Annotated in this window: 22 protein-coding genes; 15 read left to right on the plus strand and 7 right to left on the minus strand. The window is 68.2% G+C overall.

The genetic code is table 11. From position 1 onward, the window contains the following. Positions 1-4: 4 nt before the first annotated feature. Both CCR98_RS03550 and CCR98_RS03555 read left to right on the plus strand, forming a co-directional pair. The gene (locus CCR98_RS03550) at positions 5-604 is read left to right on the plus strand and encodes a Hemin transport protein (protein ID WP_087921561.1); all 600 of its coding nucleotides are present in this window, start codon (positions 5-7) and stop codon (positions 602-604) included. Between the two features lie 73 nt (positions 605-677). Next, positions 678-1,613 (plus strand): DUF6607 family protein, encoded by a 936-nt coding sequence (locus CCR98_RS03555; protein ID WP_087921562.1) that lies wholly within the window; start codon positions 678-680, stop codon positions 1,611-1,613. Positions 1,614-1,721: 108 nt separating this feature from the next. On the opposite strand, the gene CCR98_RS03560 is transcribed toward CCR98_RS03555, so the two are convergent. The 4 genes from CCR98_RS03560 to CCR98_RS03575 form a co-directional block, all read right to left on the minus strand. Continuing rightward, positions 1,722-2,207, minus strand: a complete 486-nt coding sequence (locus CCR98_RS03560; protein WP_087921563.1) for a hypothetical protein — start codon at positions 2,205-2,207, stop codon at positions 1,722-1,724. Positions 2,208-2,209: 2 nt separating this feature from the next. Continuing rightward, positions 2,210-2,563, minus strand: a complete 354-nt coding sequence (locus CCR98_RS03565; protein WP_042358506.1) for a DMT family protein — start codon at positions 2,561-2,563, stop codon at positions 2,210-2,212. A gap of 69 nt (positions 2,564-2,632) precedes the next feature. Then, positions 2,633-5,149 carry an FtsX-like permease family protein gene (locus CCR98_RS03570; protein ID WP_087921564.1) on the minus strand — a complete coding sequence of 839 codons (2,517 nt, stop codon included), beginning with the start codon at positions 5,147-5,149 and terminating at the stop codon, positions 2,633-2,635. After that, on the minus strand, positions 5,146-5,793 hold the full coding sequence (locus tag CCR98_RS03575; RefSeq protein ID WP_014036021.1) for an ATP-binding cassette domain-containing protein: 648 nt from the start codon (positions 5,791-5,793) through the stop codon (positions 5,146-5,148). The genes CCR98_RS03570 and CCR98_RS03575 overlap by 4 nt, the downstream gene beginning before the upstream one ends. A gap of 75 nt (positions 5,794-5,868) precedes the next feature. On the opposite strand from CCR98_RS03575, the gene CCR98_RS03580 reads away from it, so the two are divergent. From CCR98_RS03580 to CCR98_RS03590, 3 genes are all read left to right on the plus strand, one after another. Further along, positions 5,869-6,513 carry an arylesterase gene (locus CCR98_RS03580; RefSeq protein ID WP_087921565.1) on the plus strand — a complete coding sequence of 215 codons (645 nt, stop codon included), beginning with the start codon at positions 5,869-5,871 and terminating at the stop codon, positions 6,511-6,513. Positions 6,514-6,600: 87 nt separating this feature from the next. Then, positions 6,601-7,314: a response regulator transcription factor gene (locus CCR98_RS03585; RefSeq protein WP_002811889.1), complete on the plus strand. Its 714-nt coding sequence runs from the start codon at positions 6,601-6,603 to the stop codon at positions 7,312-7,314. A gap of 155 nt (positions 7,315-7,469) precedes the next feature. Continuing rightward, positions 7,470-8,741, plus strand: coding sequence for a HAMP domain-containing sensor histidine kinase (locus CCR98_RS03590; RefSeq protein ID WP_087921566.1), 1,272 nt, complete (start codon positions 7,470-7,472; stop codon positions 8,739-8,741). Between the two features lie 158 nt (positions 8,742-8,899). Here the strand turns inward: CCR98_RS03590 and CCR98_RS03595 are convergent, their stop codons facing one another. Next, complete coding sequence (locus CCR98_RS03595; protein WP_087921567.1) at positions 8,900-9,598, minus strand: SGNH/GDSL hydrolase family protein; 699 nt, start codon at positions 9,596-9,598, stop codon at positions 8,900-8,902. 214 nt (positions 9,599-9,812) lie between these two features. Between CCR98_RS03595 and CCR98_RS03600 the strand changes: the two genes are divergently transcribed. The 10 genes from CCR98_RS03600 (at position 9,813) to CCR98_RS03645 (ending at position 17,714) form a co-directional block, all read left to right on the plus strand. Continuing rightward, on the plus strand, positions 9,813-10,208 hold the full coding sequence (locus tag CCR98_RS03600; protein ID WP_087924134.1) for a diacylglycerol kinase: 396 nt from the start codon (positions 9,813-9,815) through the stop codon (positions 10,206-10,208). Positions 10,209-10,241: 33 nt separating this feature from the next. Further along, entirely contained in the window at positions 10,242-10,991 is a 750-nt protein-coding gene (locus CCR98_RS03605; RefSeq protein WP_053512148.1) for a TerC family protein, read from the plus strand. Positions 10,992-11,215: 224 nt separating this feature from the next. Beyond that, positions 11,216-12,376: an MFS transporter gene (locus CCR98_RS03610; protein WP_087921568.1), complete on the plus strand. Its 1,161-nt coding sequence runs from the start codon at positions 11,216-11,218 to the stop codon at positions 12,374-12,376. 537 nt (positions 12,377-12,913) lie between these two features. Further along, positions 12,914-13,534 carry a LemA family protein gene (locus CCR98_RS03615; protein WP_087921569.1) on the plus strand — a complete coding sequence of 207 codons (621 nt, stop codon included), beginning with the start codon at positions 12,914-12,916 and terminating at the stop codon, positions 13,532-13,534. Between the two features lie 3 nt (positions 13,535-13,537). Then, the gene (locus CCR98_RS03620; protein ID WP_087921570.1) at positions 13,538-14,425 is read left to right on the plus strand and encodes a TPM domain-containing protein; all 888 of its coding nucleotides are present in this window, start codon (positions 13,538-13,540) and stop codon (positions 14,423-14,425) included. Further along, on the plus strand, positions 14,425-14,919 hold the full coding sequence (locus tag CCR98_RS03625; protein ID WP_087921571.1) for a TPM domain-containing protein: 495 nt from the start codon (positions 14,425-14,427) through the stop codon (positions 14,917-14,919). Before CCR98_RS03620 ends, CCR98_RS03625 begins: the two co-directional genes overlap by 1 nt. A gap of 51 nt (positions 14,920-14,970) precedes the next feature. Beyond that, on the plus strand, positions 14,971-15,858 hold the full coding sequence (lgt, locus tag CCR98_RS03630) for a prolipoprotein diacylglyceryl transferase (protein ID WP_087921572.1): 888 nt from the start codon (positions 14,971-14,973) through the stop codon (positions 15,856-15,858). Beyond that, positions 15,855-16,649: a thymidylate synthase gene (locus CCR98_RS03635; RefSeq protein WP_087921573.1), complete on the plus strand. Its 795-nt coding sequence runs from the start codon at positions 15,855-15,857 to the stop codon at positions 16,647-16,649. The genes lgt and CCR98_RS03635 overlap by 4 nt, the downstream gene beginning before the upstream one ends. After that, positions 16,646-17,209, plus strand: a complete 564-nt coding sequence (locus CCR98_RS03640; RefSeq protein ID WP_232463082.1) for a hypothetical protein — start codon at positions 16,646-16,648, stop codon at positions 17,207-17,209. Before CCR98_RS03635 ends, CCR98_RS03640 begins: the two co-directional genes overlap by 4 nt. Before the next feature lie 13 nt (positions 17,210-17,222). Beyond that, positions 17,223-17,714, plus strand: coding sequence for a dihydrofolate reductase (locus CCR98_RS03645; protein WP_087921574.1), 492 nt, complete (start codon positions 17,223-17,225; stop codon positions 17,712-17,714). An 89-nt stretch (positions 17,715-17,803) separates the two neighbouring features. Here CCR98_RS03645 and CCR98_RS03650 read toward each other — a convergent pair whose 3' ends face one another. Together CCR98_RS03650 and CCR98_RS03655 are read right to left on the minus strand one after the other, a co-directional pair. Beyond that, positions 17,804-18,451: a DUF1287 domain-containing protein gene (locus CCR98_RS03650; RefSeq protein WP_087921575.1), complete on the minus strand. Its 648-nt coding sequence runs from the start codon at positions 18,449-18,451 to the stop codon at positions 17,804-17,806. Beyond that, a complete protein-coding gene (locus tag CCR98_RS03655; RefSeq protein WP_087921576.1) occupies positions 18,448-19,479 on the minus strand; it encodes a symmetrical bis(5'-nucleosyl)-tetraphosphatase in 1,032 nt (343 codons plus the stop codon). The genes CCR98_RS03650 and CCR98_RS03655 overlap by 4 nt, the downstream gene beginning before the upstream one ends. Positions 19,480-19,485 lie beyond the last annotated feature (6 nt).

Raw genomic sequence — 19,485 nt, forward strand, 5'->3', positions numbered from 1 at the left:
CCTCATGAGCCGAGCCTTGTCCGCACGCAGGAACGACGCCATTGCCGCGCAGGGCAGCGCGGCCTGGCCGACGCCGGCACAGCTGGCCACGCTCGGCACCGTGTTGTGCCTGTACCGCGCTGACGGCAACGAGCTCGGCGGCTGGCGCCAGGCGGTACGCGTGCATGCCTGCCAGGGCGTGGACAGCGAGGGCGTGCGCGAAAGCCTGTGCTTCCTCGATGTCCGCGGCCGTTGTGTGTGGCGCCTGTACCTGCTGCCCGACAGCGATTTCCTGGCCTGGGACCGGCTGGTCGCGGCGTTGCCGCCGGGCCCGGAACATGACAGCGACGGCAGTGTCGGCGAACGCCTGTGGCGGCGCCTGGCCGGGCACCTCGGCGGCCAGCGCTGGCGCCTGTGCACGTTGCGCCTGCATGCCGCCGACGATGGCCGCACCCTCGCTGCAAGCCTGTCGACGTTGTCCTCGCTGGGCGCAGCCACTGCGCATCGCATCGCACGGCTGGAAGGCGCCGAGGGCGAGCTGGCCATCGACGACTGCTGCTGTGCCGACGCCGCACGTCGTCCGGCACCACGCATTCGCGGCGACCTGCCGCTGATCCGGCTGTGATCCTTTCCTGATGGAACGCCTGTCGGCCACGGACGGCCTCTCACTACATCTGCAACCCCGAAGGAAGACCCCGATGAAGTTCCAGACAGCCAGCGTCATGCTGCTGCTCGCCGCCAGCGGCGTGGCCAGCGCGCAGCCCTCCGACATCGCCCGCGACCACGACAGCATCCTTGCCATGCAGGGCGAGTACACCGTCGATTTCGCCTTCGATGAGACCGTGCTGCTCAAGCCCGGCTACGAGCGCGCGCCGGCGATGCGCAGCGGCGGCAACGAGCTGGTCATCGTGGTGGAAGACACGCCGAAGCGCATCGTGCTGCAGCACCTGCTGCTGGACGAGAAGAGCGGCCACATCACCAAGCACTGGCGCCAGGACTGGGTCTACGAAGCGCCGAGCCGCTTCGAGTTCAGTGCCGACCAGACCTGGCAGGTACGCAGCATTCCGGCAACCGTGAACAAGGGCGCCTGGACCCAGTGCGTGTACGAAGTGAGCGATGCACCGCGCTACTGCGGCACCGGCACCTGGACCTACACCAACAACGTGCCAACCTGGACCAGCGACCTCAGCTGGCGCCCGTTGCCGCGTCGTGAATACACCAAGCGCAGCGACTACAACGCGCTGGCCGTGGTCAACCGCCACACGCTCACGCCCAATGGCTGGACCCACGAACAGTTCAACACCAAGGTGCAGCGCAACGCCGACGGCAGCCAGGTGGAGATCGCCCGTGAGTTCGGCTTCAACGACTACGTGAAGACCACCGAGATCGACTTCACCCCGGCACGCGACTACTGGAAGGCCACCGCTGGTTACTGGGCCAAGGTGCGCCAGCGCTGGGACGGCTTCCTCGGCCAGGCCCCGGGCGTGCACCTGAAGACCAAGCTCGACGGCATGGCGATGATCATCCCGCTGTTCACCCAGGCTGAAGAGATCCAGTCCGGCAAGAAGGTCAAGGACAAGCAGATCGACGACGTGTTCGCCAAGTACGTTGAGAAGGCGCCGAAGGAAGGCTGATCGCCACGGCGCCGGCGGGTGCCGGGTTTGCCCGGCACCGCATCCATGCATGGCGTGGATCTACCGATCTTTGCCTGTGGTCACGCGCCATGCGCGGATGCGCTGCACTCAGGACGCCGGTCCACCCAGCGTGGTCAGGTCCAGCCCGGCGTCCCGGAACGTACGCAGGGTGGCCTGCAGGCTCGACTCGTCATCGCGCGTGCGGACGCGCATGATGGCGTCGCTGCAGCGCGCGCGGTCCGTGCTGCACGCCTGCGGGTCGGGCAGCAGCAGCGCGGTCTGCCCGACCAGGATCGCCATGTGCGCGACTTCCTTTCTCGGCGTTGGTTGGCCCCGGTAGAACCGGTCGAACTCCGTGCGCAGGTCGGCCAGCACCTCGGCATTGCCACGCGCGTGCGCTGCATCGGTAGGAACCAGATAGGTCTGGCGGCCCTCATGGAAGGCGCGCATCTCATCGGCCAGTACCGTTTCCAGCACGAAGGCCTGCACCGGGTCCGGGACATGGCCCACCGCAGTGCGGGCACATGCGGGCAGCATCGCCAACAGCAGCGGCACGCCGACGAGAAGCGCGCGCAGGCAGAAGCCGTGTCTCATTGCTATTCCTTGAACATCAGGAACGCCGCCACCACGATCAACCCGAACGCGGCGTAGTGGTTCCACTTCAGCGGCTGGCCCAGGTAGAACGCGGAGAACACCGCGAACACCAGCAGCGTGATCACCTCCTGCATGCCCTTCAGCTGCGGCGCCGAGTACACCGCGCTGCCCAGCCGGTTGCCGGGCACCTGCAGGCAGTATTCGAAGAAGGCGATGCCCCAGCTGACCATGATCACCATCATCAACGGCGCGCTCTTGTACTTCAGGTGGCCGTACCAGGCGAAGGTCATGAAGATGTTGCTGCCGAGCAGCAGCAACACCGGGTACAGGTAAGCAGCGAACGACGTGCCGGGCATCCGGGCGATCTCGTGGGGGTGGGGCGCGCAGCATAGCGCTGGCGCCCCCCGATGCGTGTCACGACCGCGTCAGGCCTCGCGCAGCGCCAATGCCGGCGGCGTATGCAGGATCGCCCGCGTACCCCACCAGCCCGCCAGCAGGCTCAACCCGATGCCGGCCACGCCGCCGATCAGCAGGCCCGGCCACGGCGGCAGCAACGGCAGCTCGAACACTTTCTGCGAGACCGCCACGCCGATGGCTGCGGCGGCGCCCACCGCCAGCAACGCCGCCAGCGTGCCCAGCGCGCCGAACTCGACCAGCACCGCGCTGCGCAGCTGGCGCCGGGTCGCGCCCAGCGTGCGCAGCACCGCGCTGTCGTAGCGGCGTTCGCCGGCGGTGGCCTGCAGCGCGGCCAGCAGCACCAGCACGCCCGCCAGCAGGCTGAATACCATCACCAGCTGCACCGCCTGCGCCACCCGTTCCATCACATCGCGCACCTGCGAGATCACCGCGTCCACGTCCAGCAGCGACAGGTTCGGCTGCGCGCGTACCAGCTCGCCCAGTCCCGCCGCCTTGCCGGCCGGCAGATGGAACGCCGACAGCAGGTTGTGCGGGGTGTCACCCACCGCATTCGGGTTCAGCAGGACGAAGAAGTTCGGCCTGAAGGTGTTCCAGTCGGCCTTGCGCACGCTGGTCACGGTGAATTCGCGCTCCTGCTCGCCCACTGCAATGCTGATGCGGTCGCCCGGGTACACGCCGTAGCGCTTGGCCCAGCCGATTTCCACCGACGCCTCTGCCTCCGTGCTGCCGGCCTTCCAGAAGGTGCCGTTGACCAGCGTGTTGGCCGGCGGGAAGGTGCTGCGCCAGCTGAAGTTCAACGGCCGGTTCTCGTCATCGTCGTCGCGCTGGCTTTCGCCCTGTGCCGCTTGTCCGTCCTGCGCGGACGTGCGGTCCACGCGCAGCGGCGGCTTGCCGTTGATCGCGATCAGGCGGCCGGTGGCCATCGGTTCGATGCTGGCATCGCTGGCGCCCAGTCCACGCAGCGTGGCCAACACGCTGTCGCGTTGCTCGGGCTGGATGTTGATCAGGAAGTAGTTGGGCGTATCCGCGGGCAGGCGCTCGCGCCACTGCTGCAGCAGGCCGGGGCCGGTCACCGCCAGCAGCAACAGCGCGCACAGCGACAGCGACAGCCCGACCAGCTGCATTACCGCCAGCATCCGGCGGCGGGTCAGCGCAGCCAGGCCCAGCCGCCAGTTGCCATGCAGGCGGTGCTGCAGGCCGCGCAGCAGCTGCAGCAGCACGAAGCCGGCCCCACCGGCTGCCACCGCCAGCGCGGCCAGGCCGCCGAGCACCCACAGCGCCAGTTTCAGGTCGCCGGTGACCTGCACCGCCAGCAGCAGGCTGGCGGCCAACGCCGCCACATAGGCCAGCAACGAGGCCGGCGGCAGTGCGGCGAAGGAACGGTTGAGCACGCGCATCGGCGGCACCCCGCGCAGGCGCAGCAGCGGCGGCAGGCCGAAGCCGAACAGCAGCAACAGGCCGATGCCAGCGCCGGTCAGGGCCGGCATCGCCTCGGGCAGTGGCAGCCGCTGCGGCACCAGGCTGCCCAGCACCTGTACCAGGCCTTCCTGCGCCGCCATGCCCAGGCCGATACCGAGTGCACAGGCAGGTACCGCCAGCATCAGCAGCTGCAGCGCCAGGCCCAGCAGGATGTCGCGCTGGCGCGCGCCGAGGCAGCGCAGGATCGCCACCTGGTCGATGCGGCGCAGTGCGAAGCGGTTGGCCGCCAGCGCCGTGGCCACCCCCGCCAGCAGCACCGCCAGCAGTGCGCTCAGGCCGAGGAAGCGCCCGGCCAGGTCGAAGGCCTGGCGCACGCCACGCTGGGTGTCGTCCACGCTCAGCAGGCGCAGGCCTTTCACCTGCGGCAGCAGCCACTGGCGCAGCGCCGCGATCGGCTCCGCCGCGCCGGCGAACATCAGCCGGTAGTTGATGCGGCTGCCGGGGCCGAGCAGCCCCGTGCCTTCCACATCGGCGCGATTGACCAGCAGGGTCGGCGAGAGCGTCAGCAGGTCGCCGCCGCTGTCCGGCTCGGCCTCGATGATGCCGGCGATGCGCAGTGTGCCGGCGCCGAATTCGAGGTCATCGCCGGCCTTCAGCCCCAGCCCCTGCAGCAGGCGTGGGTCGGCATAGGCCTGGCCCTTGGGCGGCATGCCGGCATCGGGGATCAGTGCACCGCCGGGCGTGGCCCGTATACGCAGCGTGCCGCGCAGCGGATAGCCCGCCTGCACGGCCTTGATGCTGGCCATCTGGCTGGCATCGCCGTTGAACAGCACGCTGCCGAAGCTGGCGATACGGGTGTAGGCCAGTCCACGCCGCTGTGCTTCTTCGGCGAATGCCTGCGGCGGGTCGTCGCGGCCGGCGATGCCGAGGTCGCCGCCGAGCATTTCAGCTGCGCTGCCGGTCAGCGCCAGGTTGACCCGGTTCACCAGCGTGCCCACCGCGGTCATCACCGCCACGCCCAGCACCAGCGCGGCGAACACGGTCAACAGGTCGCCGGCCAGGGCCTCGCGGCGCAGCGCGCGCCACGCGTGCCGCAGCAGGTTCATGCCTGTGCCCCGCGCTCGACCGGCAGCAGGCGACCGTCGTCGATGCGGTGGATGTACTGGCAGCGCTGGGCCAGGCGCAGGTCGTGGGTGACCAGCACCAGGGTGGTGCCGCTGCCGGCATTGAGCTCGAACAGCAGGTCGCTGATGTGCTGGCCGGTGGCGTGGTCCAGCGAGCCGGTCGGTTCGTCGGCGAAGAGGATGCGCGGGCGGGTGACGAAGGCACGTGCCAACGCCACGCGCTGCTGCTCGCCACCGGACAGCTGGCGCGGGTAGTGGCGGGCGCGGTGGGCCAGGCCGACCTGCGCCAGCACTTCATCGACCCGCGCCCGGTCTTCGCGCCCGGCCAGCTCCAGCGGCAAGGCGACGTTCTCGGCGGCGGTCAGCGCCGGCAGCAGGTGGAAGCTCTGGAACACGAAGCCGACTTCGCGCGCGCGCAGCTGGGCACGCGCCTCTTCATCGAGATCGCCCAGATCCTGGCCGGACAGCGCGATGCGGCCGCGGCTGGGCAGGTCCAGGCCGGCCAGCAGGCCGAGCAGGGTGGTCTTGCCGGAACCGGAGGCGCCGACGATGGCCGCGCTGGTCCCTTCATGGACGGTCAGGGTGATGTTGTCCAGTATGTGGACTTCACCCTCCGGGCCCTGCACGGATTTGCCGACCTGGTCGACGGCGATGGCAACGGACGCGCTGCGGGGGGACAGGCTGTCGATGAGGAGACTCCAATGCACAAGACGGGATGGAGCCGGCGAGCCGGCGCGATGATGGTGCTGCTGCTAGGGTTCCTGCTGCTGCCCGGGCTGGCCTGTGCCAAAGGTCCGGCCGGCACCGTGCTGGTGCTCGGCGACAGCCTCAGTGCCGCCCACAATATCCCTGCCGACGCCGGCTGGGTCAGCCTGCTGCAGCAGCGGGTCAGGCAGCAGTCGAAAACACCGGCGCGCATCGTCAATGCCAGCATGAGCGGGGAAACCACCGCCGGCGCGCTGACCCGCCTGCCGGGCCTGCTGGCGAAGGAGAAGCCGACCGTCGTGGTGATCGCGCTGGGCGGCAATGACGCGCTGCGCGGGCTGACCCCGGCGCAGGTGCAGGGCAACCTGGAAAAGATGGTGCAGGCCAGTCAGAAGGCCGGTGCCAAGGTGCTGCTGCTGGGCATCGACGTACCGCCCAACTATGGGCCGGCCTACCGCCAGCGCCTGGCAGCGGCCTACAAGGCGCTGGCCGCGCAGTACAAGGTGCCGCTGCTGCCGTTCCTGCTGGAAGGCGTGGCCCTGCAGCCGGGCATGATGCAGGCCGATGGCCTGCACCCCACGGCACAGGCGCAGCCCAGGGTGCTGGACAACGTCTGGCCGCTGCTGCGGCCCCTGCTCTGAACGATTTACAACCCTCTTGACGGAACTTCACATCGCGTCCACCGTCGATCCGGCATGTTTCACAAAGCTGAAGTTAGAGGGAATCACATGCGTCAGACGAAGGAGACCTCCGGCTTGGTGCTGGTGGTCGAAGACAACCGCAACATCTCCGAGATGATCGGGGAATACCTGGAAGGTCGCGGCTTCGAAGTCGACTATGCACAGGACGGCCTGGATGGCTACCGCCTCGCGGCGGAGAACAGCTATGACGTCGTGGTGCTCGACCTGATGTTGCCGCGCCTGGATGGCATCGAAGTATGCCGTCGCCTGCGCAACGATGCGCGCAAGTCCACACCGGTGCTGATGCTCACGGCACGCGACACGCTGGACGACAAGCTCACCGGCCTGGGGTTCGGCGCCGATGACTACCTGACCAAGCCGTTCGCGATCCAGGAGCTGGAAGCCCGGCTGCGCGCGTTGATCCGTCGCGAACGCCGCCAGGTCGGTTCGGAGGTGCTGAAGGTGGCCGACCTGGTGCTCGACCCGGTCAGCATGCGCGCCACCCGTGCCGGCACCGAGCTGCAGCTGTCGCCGATCGGCCTGCGCCTGCTGACCATCCTGATGCGCGAATCGCCGCGCGTGGTCACCCGCCAGGAGATCGAACGCGAGATCTGGGGCAATGGCCTGCCGGATTCGGACACCCTGCGCAGCCATCTGTACAACCTGCGCAAGATCATCGACAAGCCGTTCGACCGTCCGCTGTTGCACACCGTGCAGAGCGCCGGCTACCGCATTGCCGATATCGCCCAGCCGATGGCCTGATCAGGGCCCACGCCGGTGCAGTTGCAGGCCCGGCCGGGCAATGACCATGCACGGAGCCGGGGATGACCGGCCGGCGTTGCCGCCGGTCATCACCCGTGCACGACTACGGCGCGGTGCGCTGCCTATAATCGCAGCGCTCTGACCGGGACCCCGCAATGCCGCACGGCCTGCCGCGCAAGATCCGTATCGCCTTCATCCTGCAGGCAGTTCTGGCCAGCCTGGGCATCCTGCTCGGTGCCTGGCTGGTCTCGCTGGTGATCAAGCACAGCCTGGTCGGCGCTGCCCTGCGCGAGGAAGCGGCGTACTACTGGACGCTGCACGAGGCCTCGCCCGTGCAGCCGCCACCCAACACGCAGAACATCCGCGGCTACCTGCTGGAAAGCGGGCAGTCGGCACTGTCGTTGCCGGCCAACCTGCGCAACCTGGAGCCCGGTTTCCACGAACTGCCCAAGGATGACCAGCTGGTGCTGGTCGATGTGCGCCCGGCCGGCCGCCTGTACCTGGTGTTCCTGCGTTCGCGCGCGGAAATGCTGGCCTTCTGGTTCGGCATCGTGCCGGTGCTGCTGACCCTGTTGGCGGTGTATGGCGCCAGCTGGGTCACCTACCGTGCCTCCAAGCGGCTGGTGTCGCCGGTGAACTGGCTGGCGCGGCGCGTCTCGCGCTGGGACCCGGGCCACCCGGAGGCGGCCGACCTGGAGCCGAACAAGCTGCCTGCGGACATGCAGGGCGAGACCCGGCAGCTGGCGGCGGCGCTGCATTCGCTGGCCAACCGGGTCAGCGCGCATGTGGCCCGCGAGCGCAATTTCACCCGTGACGCCAGCCATGAACTGCGCACACCGCTGACCGTCATCCGCGTTGCCAGCGACATGGCGCTGGGCGATGACAGCCTGGAGCCGCGCCTGCGCCGCAGCCTGCAGCGCATCCAGCGTGCAGGCCGTGACATGGAGGCGGTGATCGATGCCTTCCTGATCCTGGCCCGCGAGGCCGATGTCGAGCCGCAGGTCGAGCTGTTCGACGTCAACGACATCGTCCGCTATGAAGTGGACAACGCCAACGAGCTGCTGGGTACGCGCCCGGTGTCGGTGCACCTGCACAGCGAAGGCCCGGTGCAGCTGCACGCACCGCCGCGGGTGCTGCAGGTGGTGGTCAGCAACCTGGTGCGCAACGCCTGCAGCTACACCGACGAAGGGCGCATCGACGTGCACGTGCTCAACGACCGGGTGGTGGTACGCGACACCGGCATCGGCATGTCCGCCGAAGCGCTGTCGCGCGCGTTCGAGCCGTTCTACCGCGCCGAGCCGAGCCGCCCGCAGGGCACCGGCCTGGGCCTGTCGATCGTGCGCCGCCTGTGCGACCGTTTCGGCTGGAAGGTCAGCCTGGGCAGCGAGCCGGGCAAGGGCACGGAAGCCACGGTGATTTTCCGCTGACGCCACGCCGGGCATGGCCCGGCGCTACCCCGGTGCTTGGCGGGGGCGGATCCCGTTGCCACGTAACGGGCTCTGACCCCACGCCAGATCCCGGTAGATCCACGCCATGCGTGGATGGGCGACGGTAGCGCCGGGCCATGCCCGGCGTCGGCAATGGCTCAGTTGCAGTTGACCTTCGGCGCCAGCGCCCTGGTCCAGATCGCATACCCGGCCGGGGTCATGTGCAGCATGTCCTCGCGGAACAGCGTCGCGTCGGGCTGTCCATCGGCACCGAGCATCGGCGTGTAGATGTCGGTGAAGCCGGTATGGGGCAGCTTGGCCAGCGCGGCCTTGATCAGCGTATTGGCTTCGTTGATCGCCGGCAGCAGGTGCGCGCGTGACGGGCTTGGTTTGATCGACAGGTACTCGACCTTGGTCTTCGGCAGGTCGCGATGCACGCGCTGCACGAAGGCAACTACATCGTCGCGCACCTGCATGGCGCTGCGGCCGCTGTTGAGATCGTTGTCGCCGGCGTAGAAGAACACCTTGCACGGCGCATAGGGCACCACGATGCGGTCGGCATACCAGGTGCTGTCGCGCACTTCCGAACCGCCGAAGCCGCGGTTGAACACCGGCTGGCCGGGGAAGTCGGTGGCCAGGCTCTCCCAGAAGCGGATCGAGGAGCTGCCGATGAACTCGATGCCACCGCGCGGCGGCGGGTTGGACTGGTCGGCGCTGGCGAAGCGGGCCATGTCGCCGGCCCAGGCGACGTTGGAGACCTGTTCGGGCACCTGCGGCGGCTTGGCCGGGCTCAGGGCCAGGGCAAGCGGTGCGACAGTCAGCAGGCCCAGCATCAGGCAGGTACGGCGACGGGACATCAGGCGCTCCAGCAGGCAAGGGGGGTCTCCATCATAGGAGCACGGCCCAGCCCGGTGCTTGCCCCTGGCAGGCCGTTCAGCGGGCCGGCGTGGGGTGCGGTTGGCGGCCTTGTGGCAAAATGGCGGCCATCTGCCTATTCCTGTGCACCCATGATTCCCTGCCGTGCGTCTGAGCGGTCGCTGCGCCGCGCCCCTGTTGCTGGATGTTCCATCCGTGGCTGATCAGTTCGGCCACATGCCCCGCGGCCCGCGCCGCATCTTCCAGGCCGCCCGCTGGTCCTGGCAGGGCCTGCGCGCCGCCTGGCTGCACGAGTCCTCGTTCCGGCTGGAGGTGTACCTGCTGGTGATGCTGACTCCGGTCGCGATCTGGCTGGGCCAGACCCCGGTCGAACGCGCGCTGCTGATCGGCTCGATGCTGCTGGTGCTGGCGATGGAGCTGGCCAACTCGGCCATCGAAGCGGTGATCGAACGCTATGGCAGCGAGATCCACGAACTGGCCGGCCGCGCCAAGGACATGGGCTCGGCGGCGGTGTTCGTGCTGATGATGAACGTGCTGCTGTGCTGGGCGCTGGTCGTGGTTCCGCACGCGCTGGCCGGCATTTACGGCTGAAACCCCATTCCCTCACTGCCTTGAAGAGTTTCCATGTCCTTTGAGTTCCTCGCCGACCCCAATGCCTGGGTGACCCTGTTCACCCTCAGCGCGCTGGAAATCGTGCTCGGCATCGACAACCTGGTGTTCATTTCCATCGCCGTCAGCAAGCTGCCGGAAGAGCGTCGCCCGTTCGCGCGCAAGCTCGGCATCGCGGTGGCGTGCATCACGCGTATCGCGTTGCTGGTGTCGCTGGCCTACCTGGCGCACATGGCGGCCAACCTGTTCACCGTGGCCGGCATGGGCATCTCCATCCGCGACCTGGTGCTGATCGTCGGCGGTCTGTTCCTGATCATCAAGGGCTTCATGGAAATCAAGGAACTGATCAGCGGCGGCGAGGATGAAGATCCCAGCACGACCAAGGCGTCGGCCGTGTTCGGCTACGTGATCGCGCAGATCGCGGTGATCGACATCGTGTTCTCGCTGGACTCGGTGATCACCGCCGTTGGCATCGCCGACCACATCCCGGTCATGGTTGCCGCCATCCTGCTGTCGGTGATGGTGATGCTGCTGGCCGCCAACCCGCTGGGCCGCTTCATCGACGCCAACCCGACCGTGAAGATGCTGGCGCTGGCCTTCATCCTGCTGATCGGTGCGGTGCTGATCCTGGATGGCCTGGACGTGCACGTGCCCAAGCCCTACATCTATGCCGCGATGGGCTTCTCGGTGCTGGTGGAGTGGCTGAACCTGCTGATGCGCCGCCGCGCCCGCGAACACAACGTGCCGGGTGCCGGCAACTGGTGAGCGCGCCGCTGGCGTGTGTGTCCCTCAGAACCCCTGGCCTGGCCGGGGGTTCTGCGTTGTGGGGCCCGGCTCTGCAACGGCGCTGCGCTTTTTGCACTTGCAGTGGAGTTCCGGCCTCCACTTGTGAATCAGGATCAACAGTGTTTTCCCGGGGCGAGGCTTAATCCGGTGTGGCAAAGCGCGCAGGCTACGCACTCCCGATTCCCGCCCCCCAGGAAACCCCCATGAATTCCAGAGCCGCCTTGCTGGCGCTTGCCGTCGGCGCCTTCGCCATCGGTACCACCGAGTTTGCCCCGATGGGCCTGCTGCCGGTCATCGCCGACGGCGTGGGGGTCGGCATTCCCACCGCCGGCATGCTGATCACCGCCTACGCCGTGGGCGTGATGCTGGGCGCGCCGGTGATGACCCTGCTGATGGGCCGTTTCGGCAAGCGCACCGCGCTGATGCTGCTGATGTCGATCTTCGTGGTTGGCAATCTGCTGTCGGCGCTGGCCCCGAACTATGGGCTGCTGTTGTTGTCGAGGCTGGTCACCAGCCTCAACCACGGTGCCTTCTTCGGCATCGGCGCGGTGGTCGCCGCCAGCCTGGTGCCAAAGGAAAAGCAGGCCGCGGCCGTGGCCACCATGTTCATGGGCCTGACCATCGCCAACATCGGTGGCGTGCCGCTGGCCACCTGGGTGGGCCAGCAGCTGGGTTGGCGCCTGTCCTTCGCCGGTACGGCGGCGCTGGGCCTGGTCGCGATCACCGCGCTGGGCTTCGCGCTGCCGGCCTCCGCACCGGGGCCGCGCCCGGACGTGCGCCGCGAACTGAAGGCGATCCTGCAGCCGCCGGTGCTGCTGGCGATGGCCACCACGGTGCTCGGCGCCGGTGCCATGTTCACCCTCTACACCTACGTGGCGCCGGTGCTGACCGAACTGACCGGTGCCTCCAACGGCTTCATCGCGATGTCGCTGGCGCTGATCGGTATCGGCTTCACCGTCGGCAACGGCATCGGTGGGCGCATGGCCGACTGGTCGCTGGATGGCGCCACACGGATCCTGCTGGCCGTCCTGGCGGTGCTGATGTTCGTGCTGCCGCTGGCCTTCATGAGCCACGCCACCGCTGCCCTTGGTGTGCTGCTGTTCGGTGCGGCGACCTTCGCCCTCGTGCCGCCGCTGCAGATCCGGGTGATGCAGGCGGCCAGCGAGGCGCCGGGCCTGGCGTCGTCGATCAACGTCGGTGCGTTCAACTTGGGCAATGCCGTGGGTGCGGCGCTGGGTGGCGCGGTGATCAGTTCGGGCCTGGGCTACGCCGCGATTCCGGTGGCCGGTGGCCTGCTGGCGGCATCGGGCCTGCTGCTGGCGTGGCTGGGGCGGACGCGCGCTGCGGTGGCCGAGGCCTGCTGAGGAGTGTTGGATTCCGGCAGGGCTTGCAGCCCTGCACCCGCCGAGGCCACTGCAACAGCAACAGCGTGCATTCCGTGGGATGGCGGGGTGGGTCCGGTGGCGGGGGACGCCGTAAACCCGTCCATGGGGGCTTGGCCGCGGCATCCATGCCGCGGACACCCCCGCCACCGGACCCACCCCGCCTTCGACAGTTTTCCGCGATCTGTCGCAACGGCGTTCTGCTCTGGTAGGTGTCGACCTTGGTCGACACGAATGCCTGAAGAATCGATTTTTGCTTTTGATTTTTCTTTTGATCTTCCCGCGGTGCGCAGGAAACCGTATGAGGCCGGGCGGGTGGGCGTGGCGGGGGTATCCGCGCCATGGATGGCGCGGCTAAGCCTCCAGGGACGGATTCACGGCGTCCCCCGCCATGCCCACCCGCCCGGACTACTCAGGCGATCCGTGGGCATGGCCACCGCGGAGGGGGCGGCGCCCGATGGCCGGTCTTTCACCCGAACCATGGCATGCTCGGCGCCAAGCCCACCCGGAACCTCCGCCATGCGCCTGTTCACCCGTGTCCTGCCCCTGATGCTGCTGGCCTCCCTGCTGTCCGGCTGCGGCTACAACGCCATCCAGCAGAAGGATGAAGCGGTCAAGGCCAGCTGGTCGGAGGTCATCAACCAGTACAAGCGCCGCGCCGACCTGGTGCCCAACTTGGTGCAGACCGTGAAGGGCTTCGCCAGCCAGGAAGAGCGCGTGCTGACCGAAGTGACCAACGCCCGTTCGCGTGTCGGCCAGATCAACGTCAACGCTGACGACGAAGCCTCCCTCAAGCAGTTCCAGCAGGCCCAGGGCGAACTCGGCAGTGCGCTGTCGCGGCTGCTGGTGGTCACCGAGAACTATCCGCAGCTGAAGTCCGACCAGAACTTCCGCGACCTGCAGGCGCAGCTGGAAGGCACCGAGAACCGGGTCACCGTTGCCCGCGGCCGCTACATCCAGCAGGTGCAGGACTACAACACCTACATCCGCTCGTTCCCGCAGGTGATCACCGCCAAGATCTTCGGCTACAAGACCAAGCCGAACTTCACCGTGGACAACGAAGCGCAGATCTCCAACGCGCCGGCGGTCGATTTCGGCAACGCGCCGCAGCAGCAGCCGGCACCGCAGCCGGGCCACTGACCGATGCGCCTGGCCACTGCGCTGCTGGCCCTGCTGCTGTGGCTGCCGCTGGCGTCGCAGGCGCAGCAGCTGGCGCCGATTCCGGCGTTGGATTCGCCGGTGGTCGATACCACCGGCACGCTGGACGCCACGCAGAAGCAGGCGCTGGTGCAGCAGGCGACTGACCTGCAGCAGCGCAAGGGCAGCCAGCTGCAGGTGCTGGTGGTGCCCACCACCCAGCCGGAGGACATCGCGCAGTACACCACGCGGGTCTTCGACCAGTGGCAGATCGGCCGCAAGGGCGTGGATGACGGCGTGCTGCTGGTGGTGGCCAAGGCTGACCGGCGCGTGCGCATCGAGCCGGGTTACGGCCTGGAAGGGGCGATTCCCGATGCCATCGCCAACCGGGTCATCCAGGAATACCTGGTGCCGCGCTTCCGCGGCGGCGACTACGCCGGTGGCATCACCGACGCCACGGCGGTGCTGGTCAGGCTGATCGACGGCGAAACGCTGCCGGCGCCGGTCAGCGGCCATCGCGGGCGTGAGCCCAGTGGTGGCGGTGATACCTGGTTCCTGGCGCTGTTCATCGGTGTGTTCGCCGGCAGCATCCTGCGCGGCGTGTTCTCGCGCGTGCCGCGACCGCTGCGTGGCCTGCTGGGTGGTGCCGGTGCAGCGGTGGCGGCGTTCCTGTTCACCTCCACGCTGCTGGCCAGTGGCCTGGCCGGCATCGTCGGCCTGATCGTGGCCATGCTCTCTGGTCACCCGGGTCGTTTTGCCGGTGGCGGCGGCTGGGGCGGCGGCAGCTGGGGAGGGGGCGGCGGTTTCGGCGGCGGCGGTGGATTCGGCGGAGGTGGTGGCTGGGGCGGCGGTGGTGGCCGTTCCGGCGGCGGCGGTGCTTCGGGAGGCTGGTGATGATCCAACGTCTGTGTCGCCACGTGTTTTCGCCATCGGTGCGGCGCGCGTTTCCACCCGCCACGCTGCAGGCGATCACCGAGGCCATCGCGGCCGGTGAGCAGCGCCATGGCGGGCAGGTGATGTTCGCAGTGGAAGCGGACCTGCCGCTGGGTGCACTGTGGCACAGGGTGACCCCGCGCCAGGCCGCCGAGCATGCCTTTGCGCGCCTGCGCACCTGGGATACCACCCACAACAACGGTGTACTGATCTACCTCCTGCTGGCCGACCACGCCATCGAGATCGTCGCCGACCGTGGCCTGCATGGCCGGGTCAGCCCGGCGCAGTGGCAGCGGGTCTGCACCCACCTGCGCGAGGGCCTGCGTGGTTCCAATCCGGTGGAAGCGCTGCAGGATGCCATCGACGAGGTCTCCAGCCTGATCGAAGGGCACTTTCCGGCCTCGACACGGTCGAACGATGACGGCCTGCCCAACACGCCCCAGCTCCTTGGTTGAGCCGGGGCGGCACTGGCCCGAGAATAGGCGTTCAACCGCAAGGCACCTTCCATGATCTATTTCCACGACATCGACCCCATCGCCCTCTCGCTGGGGCCGATCAAGGTGCACTGGTACGGCATCATGTACCTGCTCGGCTTCACTGCGGCCTGGCTGCTGGGCCGCAAGCGCATCGCCGACGGGCGCCTGCCGGGGGTCGATGCCAACGGCTTCTCCGACCTGCTGTTCTACGCCATGCTCGGCGTGGTGCTGGGTGGGCGCATCGGCTACATGCTGTTCTACGCGCTGGGCGAATTCCTGCACAACCCGCTGCTGCTGTTCAAGGTGTGGGATGGCGGCATGAGCTTCCACGGCGGCCTGCTGGGCGTGCTCGGTGCCTGCTGGTGGTGGTCGCGCAAGCACAGGCTGCACTTCTTCGACACCATGGATTTCATGGCGCCGCTGGTGCCGCTGGGCCTGGGCTTCGGCCGCATCGGCAACTTCATCGGTGCCGAGCTGTGGGGCAAGTACACCGACGGTACGTGGGGTGTGGTGTTCCCGTCCGGCCTGCCGGCCCCGTTGAACCAGCTTGACCACGCGACGCTGCAGGCGCAGTTCGCCACTGGCGCACTGAACCAGTTCGCGCGCCATCCGTCGCAGCTGTATGAAGCGTTCCTGGAAGGCCTGGTGATGTTCGTGGTGCTGTGGACGGTGTCGGCCAAGCCGCGTCATCGCTATCTGGTCGGCGGCCTGTTTGCGCTGATGTACGGCCTGTTCCGCTTCGCCGTCGAGTTCGTGCGCATGCCCGACAACGGCGTCTACGTGGCCTTCGACTGGCTGACCCGTGGCCAGATCCTCAGCCTGCCGCTGATCGCCTTCGGCCTGGTGCTGCTGGTGATGTCACGCCGCGCGCCGGTGCTGCAGCCGCAGCTGCCGGTGGCTGCCGAGGGCAAGGCATGAAGGCCTACCTGGACCTGCTCTCGCACGTGCTGGAACACGGTGCGGAGAAGAGCGATCGCACCGGTACCGGCACCCGCAGCGTGTTCGGCTGGCAGATGCGCTTCGACCTCAACGAAGGCTTCCCGCTGGTCACCACCAAGAAGCTGCACCTGCGCTCGATCATCCACGAGCTGCTGTGGTTCCTGAAGGGCGACACCAACATCGGCTACCTGAAGGACAACCAGGTGCGGATCTGGGACGAGTGGGCCGACGAGAACGGCGACCTCGGCCCGGTCTACGGCAAGCAGTGGCGCAGCTGGGCCACCGCCGACGGCCGGGAAATCGACCAGATGCAGTGGCTGGTGGACGAGATCAAGCGCAATCCTGATTCGCGCCGGCTGGTGGTCAGCGCCTGGAACGTGGGCGAGCTTCCGCAGATGGCGCTGATGCCGTGCCACAACCTGTTCCAGTTCTACGTGGTGGACGGCAAGCTCAGCTGCCAGCTGTACCAGCGCAGCGGCGACATCTTCCTCGGCGTGCCGTTCAACATCGCCAGCTACGCGCTGCTGACCCACATGGTGGCGCAGGCCACCGGCCTGGGCGTGGGCGATTTCGTGCATACGCTGGGTGACGCGCACCTGTACTCGAACCACTTCGAGCAGGCCCGCGAGCAGCTGTCGCGTGAGCCGCGCGCGCTGCCGAAGCTGTGGTTGAACCCGGAGGTGACCGACCTGTTCGGGTTCCAGTTCGACGATATCCGCATCGACGGCTACGACCCGCACCCGGCGATCAAGGCGCCGGTGGCGGTATGAGTACCCGCGTGATTTCCTGGGGCCTGCTGGTGTTGTGCGGCCTGCTGCCGCTGGCCGTCGTGCAGGCCACACCGGCCGATGCGCTGTCGTTGGCCCGGCAGGTCAATGAGCAGATCGTGCACAAGCACATGCGCGAGGAAGTGCAGGCGTTCGCCGGGGCATTCAACGGCAGCACGATGATGCCCCAGGATGTGCCGGCAGGCTGCCGGGCGCAGATGCGAGAGGCGGTAACCGGCATGTACACGGCGATGACCGAGCACCTGAAGGCCGGTATCGAGGATCCGGCCTATCAGCGCACGCTCGAGCAGCAGCTTGCCAACGTCTATTCCAGCGACCAGTTGCGGGCGTTCCTGGCACGTCGTGCCAGCACCGACATCGCTGCGTTGTCCGCAGACATCCTGTCAGGACCGGGCCTGAAGGATATCGAAGAGGCGCAGAAGGAGAAGATCATCAGCGGCCTGGATGAGCAGTCCACGACCAGCCCGGCGCTGGCTGCAGCATTGCGGGCCGCCAGTGCCGCGAACGCGGCCTGCGAACGCCTGCAGATCGACGCCAGCTGAGGAGAGCGCACTGATGAAGCTGTCGATGATCGTGGCGCTGGATCGCAACCGTGGCATCGGCCAGGGCAATGCCATGCCCTGGCACCTGCCGGATGATTTCAAGCACTTCAAGGCGCTCACCCTGGGCAAGCCGATCCTGATGGGGCGCAAGACGGCCGAGTCGATCGGCCGCGTGCTGCCGGGGCGGACCAACCTGGTGCTGACCCGCAGCGGCCAGGTGCCGTTCGAGGGCATGCGCGCGGTGGCGTCGCTGGACGAGGCGAAGGCGATTGCCGAAGGCGAGGGCGCCGGCGAACTGTGCATCATCGGTGGCGGCGAGATCTTCCGCCAGCTGCTGGACCAGGCCAGTGACCTGTACCTGACCTGGGTCGACGCCGAAATGCCCGCCGACACGCATTTCCCCGAAGTGGATGCGCAGGACTGGCAGGAAGTGAGCAGCGAGCCGCACCCGGCCGATGAACGCCACGCGTACGCGTTCCGCTTCGTGCACTACGTGCGCCGCTGATCGCAACGCACCTGTAGAGCCGAGCCATGCTCGGCTGCTTTCCGCGGACACATCCGATAGCCGAGCATGGCCCGGCTCTACAGGATTGCCTACGGCATCCGGTAATGCCCGATGATCGCGTGCTGGAACAGCAGGTTCTCTTCGCGGGTGCCGCGCGCGATGTTGTGCAGCACCAGCGGCGTGCCATCGGCCAGCTGCTGGTCGGAGACGATGCCCACGTGCAGCAGGCCGTTGCCGTTGAGCTTCCAGGCAACGATGTCGCCCGCCGCGTAGTCGGCAGCGGAGGCGGTGATGGGGTGTTGCCAGCCCTGCCGCTCGAACCAGCGCATCAGGTTCGGTACACGACGATGATCGATGTTGCGGTCCGGCCGTGACAGGCCCCAGATCGCCGGATAGGCACCGAAATTCCCGCGCATGTCCTCATGCACGCGTGCCTGCAGGTCCACGCCCAGATCGCGCAGGGCGCGCACCACCACGTCGGTGCACACGCCGCGATCGAGCGGGACGTCGCCGCCGGGGTAGGCCAAGACCTGGTAGGCGGGATCGTAACGGGTGGTGACGCCGATCTGCGCGCGCGCTGCGGCTACCAGTGGCGGCGAAGGGGCCTGCGGCTGCGTCGGCGCAGGTGCAGCACTGTCCCCAGCCGTGGGAGCAGGCGGCGAGCCGGGCTGGCAACCGCTGGCCAGGGCCAGCGTCAGCAGCAGCACCGTCCATGGTGCCCAGGCGCGCCGCGTCATGCCTGCGGCGGGGTGCTGTTGTTGTTGCCGCCACCCGTGCCACCTGTGCCGCCACCACCGCCACCACGACGGCGACGACGGCGCGGGCCACGGTTGCCCGGGGTGGCAGCGGCGGCGTTGCCGGCGCCCTGTTCCTTGCCCTGCGCCGCAGCGGCGGGGCGCTCGTGCGCCGGTCGCGTCGGCGGGCGGGCGTTGGGTACCGGTGCCGGTACATCGCGGCCCGGCACCTGCACCACGCGCAGCTCGTCGGTATCGAGCTGGATCGCGGTCAGCTTGCCGCCCCACACCGCACCGGTGTCGATGGCGTGCACGCCCTGGGTGATGGTCAGGCCCAGTGCCGACCAATGGCCGCAGACGACCTTGAGGTCGCGCTCGACCCGGCCCGGCACTTCGAACCAGGGATACAGCCCCTGTTCCTGCGTGCCCGGCGTGCCCTTGTCCTCGATGCCGATGCGCCCCCGCGGGGTGCAGTAGCGCATGCGGGTGAGCACGTTGATGATCGCGCGCGAGCGGTCGTAGCCGGACAGGTTCGGCGCCCAGCTCGGCTTGTCGCCGTACATGTTGCGGAACAGCTTGCGGTAGCCGGCGCCGTGCAGCTGCACTTCGACCTCGGCGGCATGCTTCTCGGCCATCTGCGTGGTCCACTTCGGCGCCAGGCCGGCGTGCACCATCATCCAGCCCAGCTCGCGGTCCACGTGCACCAGCTTCTGCAGGCGCAGCCAGTCCAGCAGTTCGTCGCGGTCCTCGGCCTGCACGATGCGCAGCAGGTCCGGGTTGACCTTGCGCTGTTCCTCTTCGGTACGTGCACCGACGGCCAGCAGCGAAAGATCATGGTTGCCCAGCACCACCACGCTGTGCTCGCGCAGCGAGTGCACCAGCCGCAGCGTTTCCAGCGACTGGCCGCCGCGATTGACCAGATCGCCACAGAACCACAGGGTGTCCTGTGCCGGGTCGAAGCGGATCTTCTCCAGCAATCGCTGGGTGACGTCATAGCAGCCCTGCAGGTCGCCGATCGCCCACACACTCATCGTTCG

Origin of the sequence: Stenotrophomonas sp. WZN-1 (assembly GCF_002192255.1) — a bacterium.
GTDB lineage: Bacteria > Pseudomonadota > Gammaproteobacteria > Xanthomonadales > Xanthomonadaceae > Stenotrophomonas.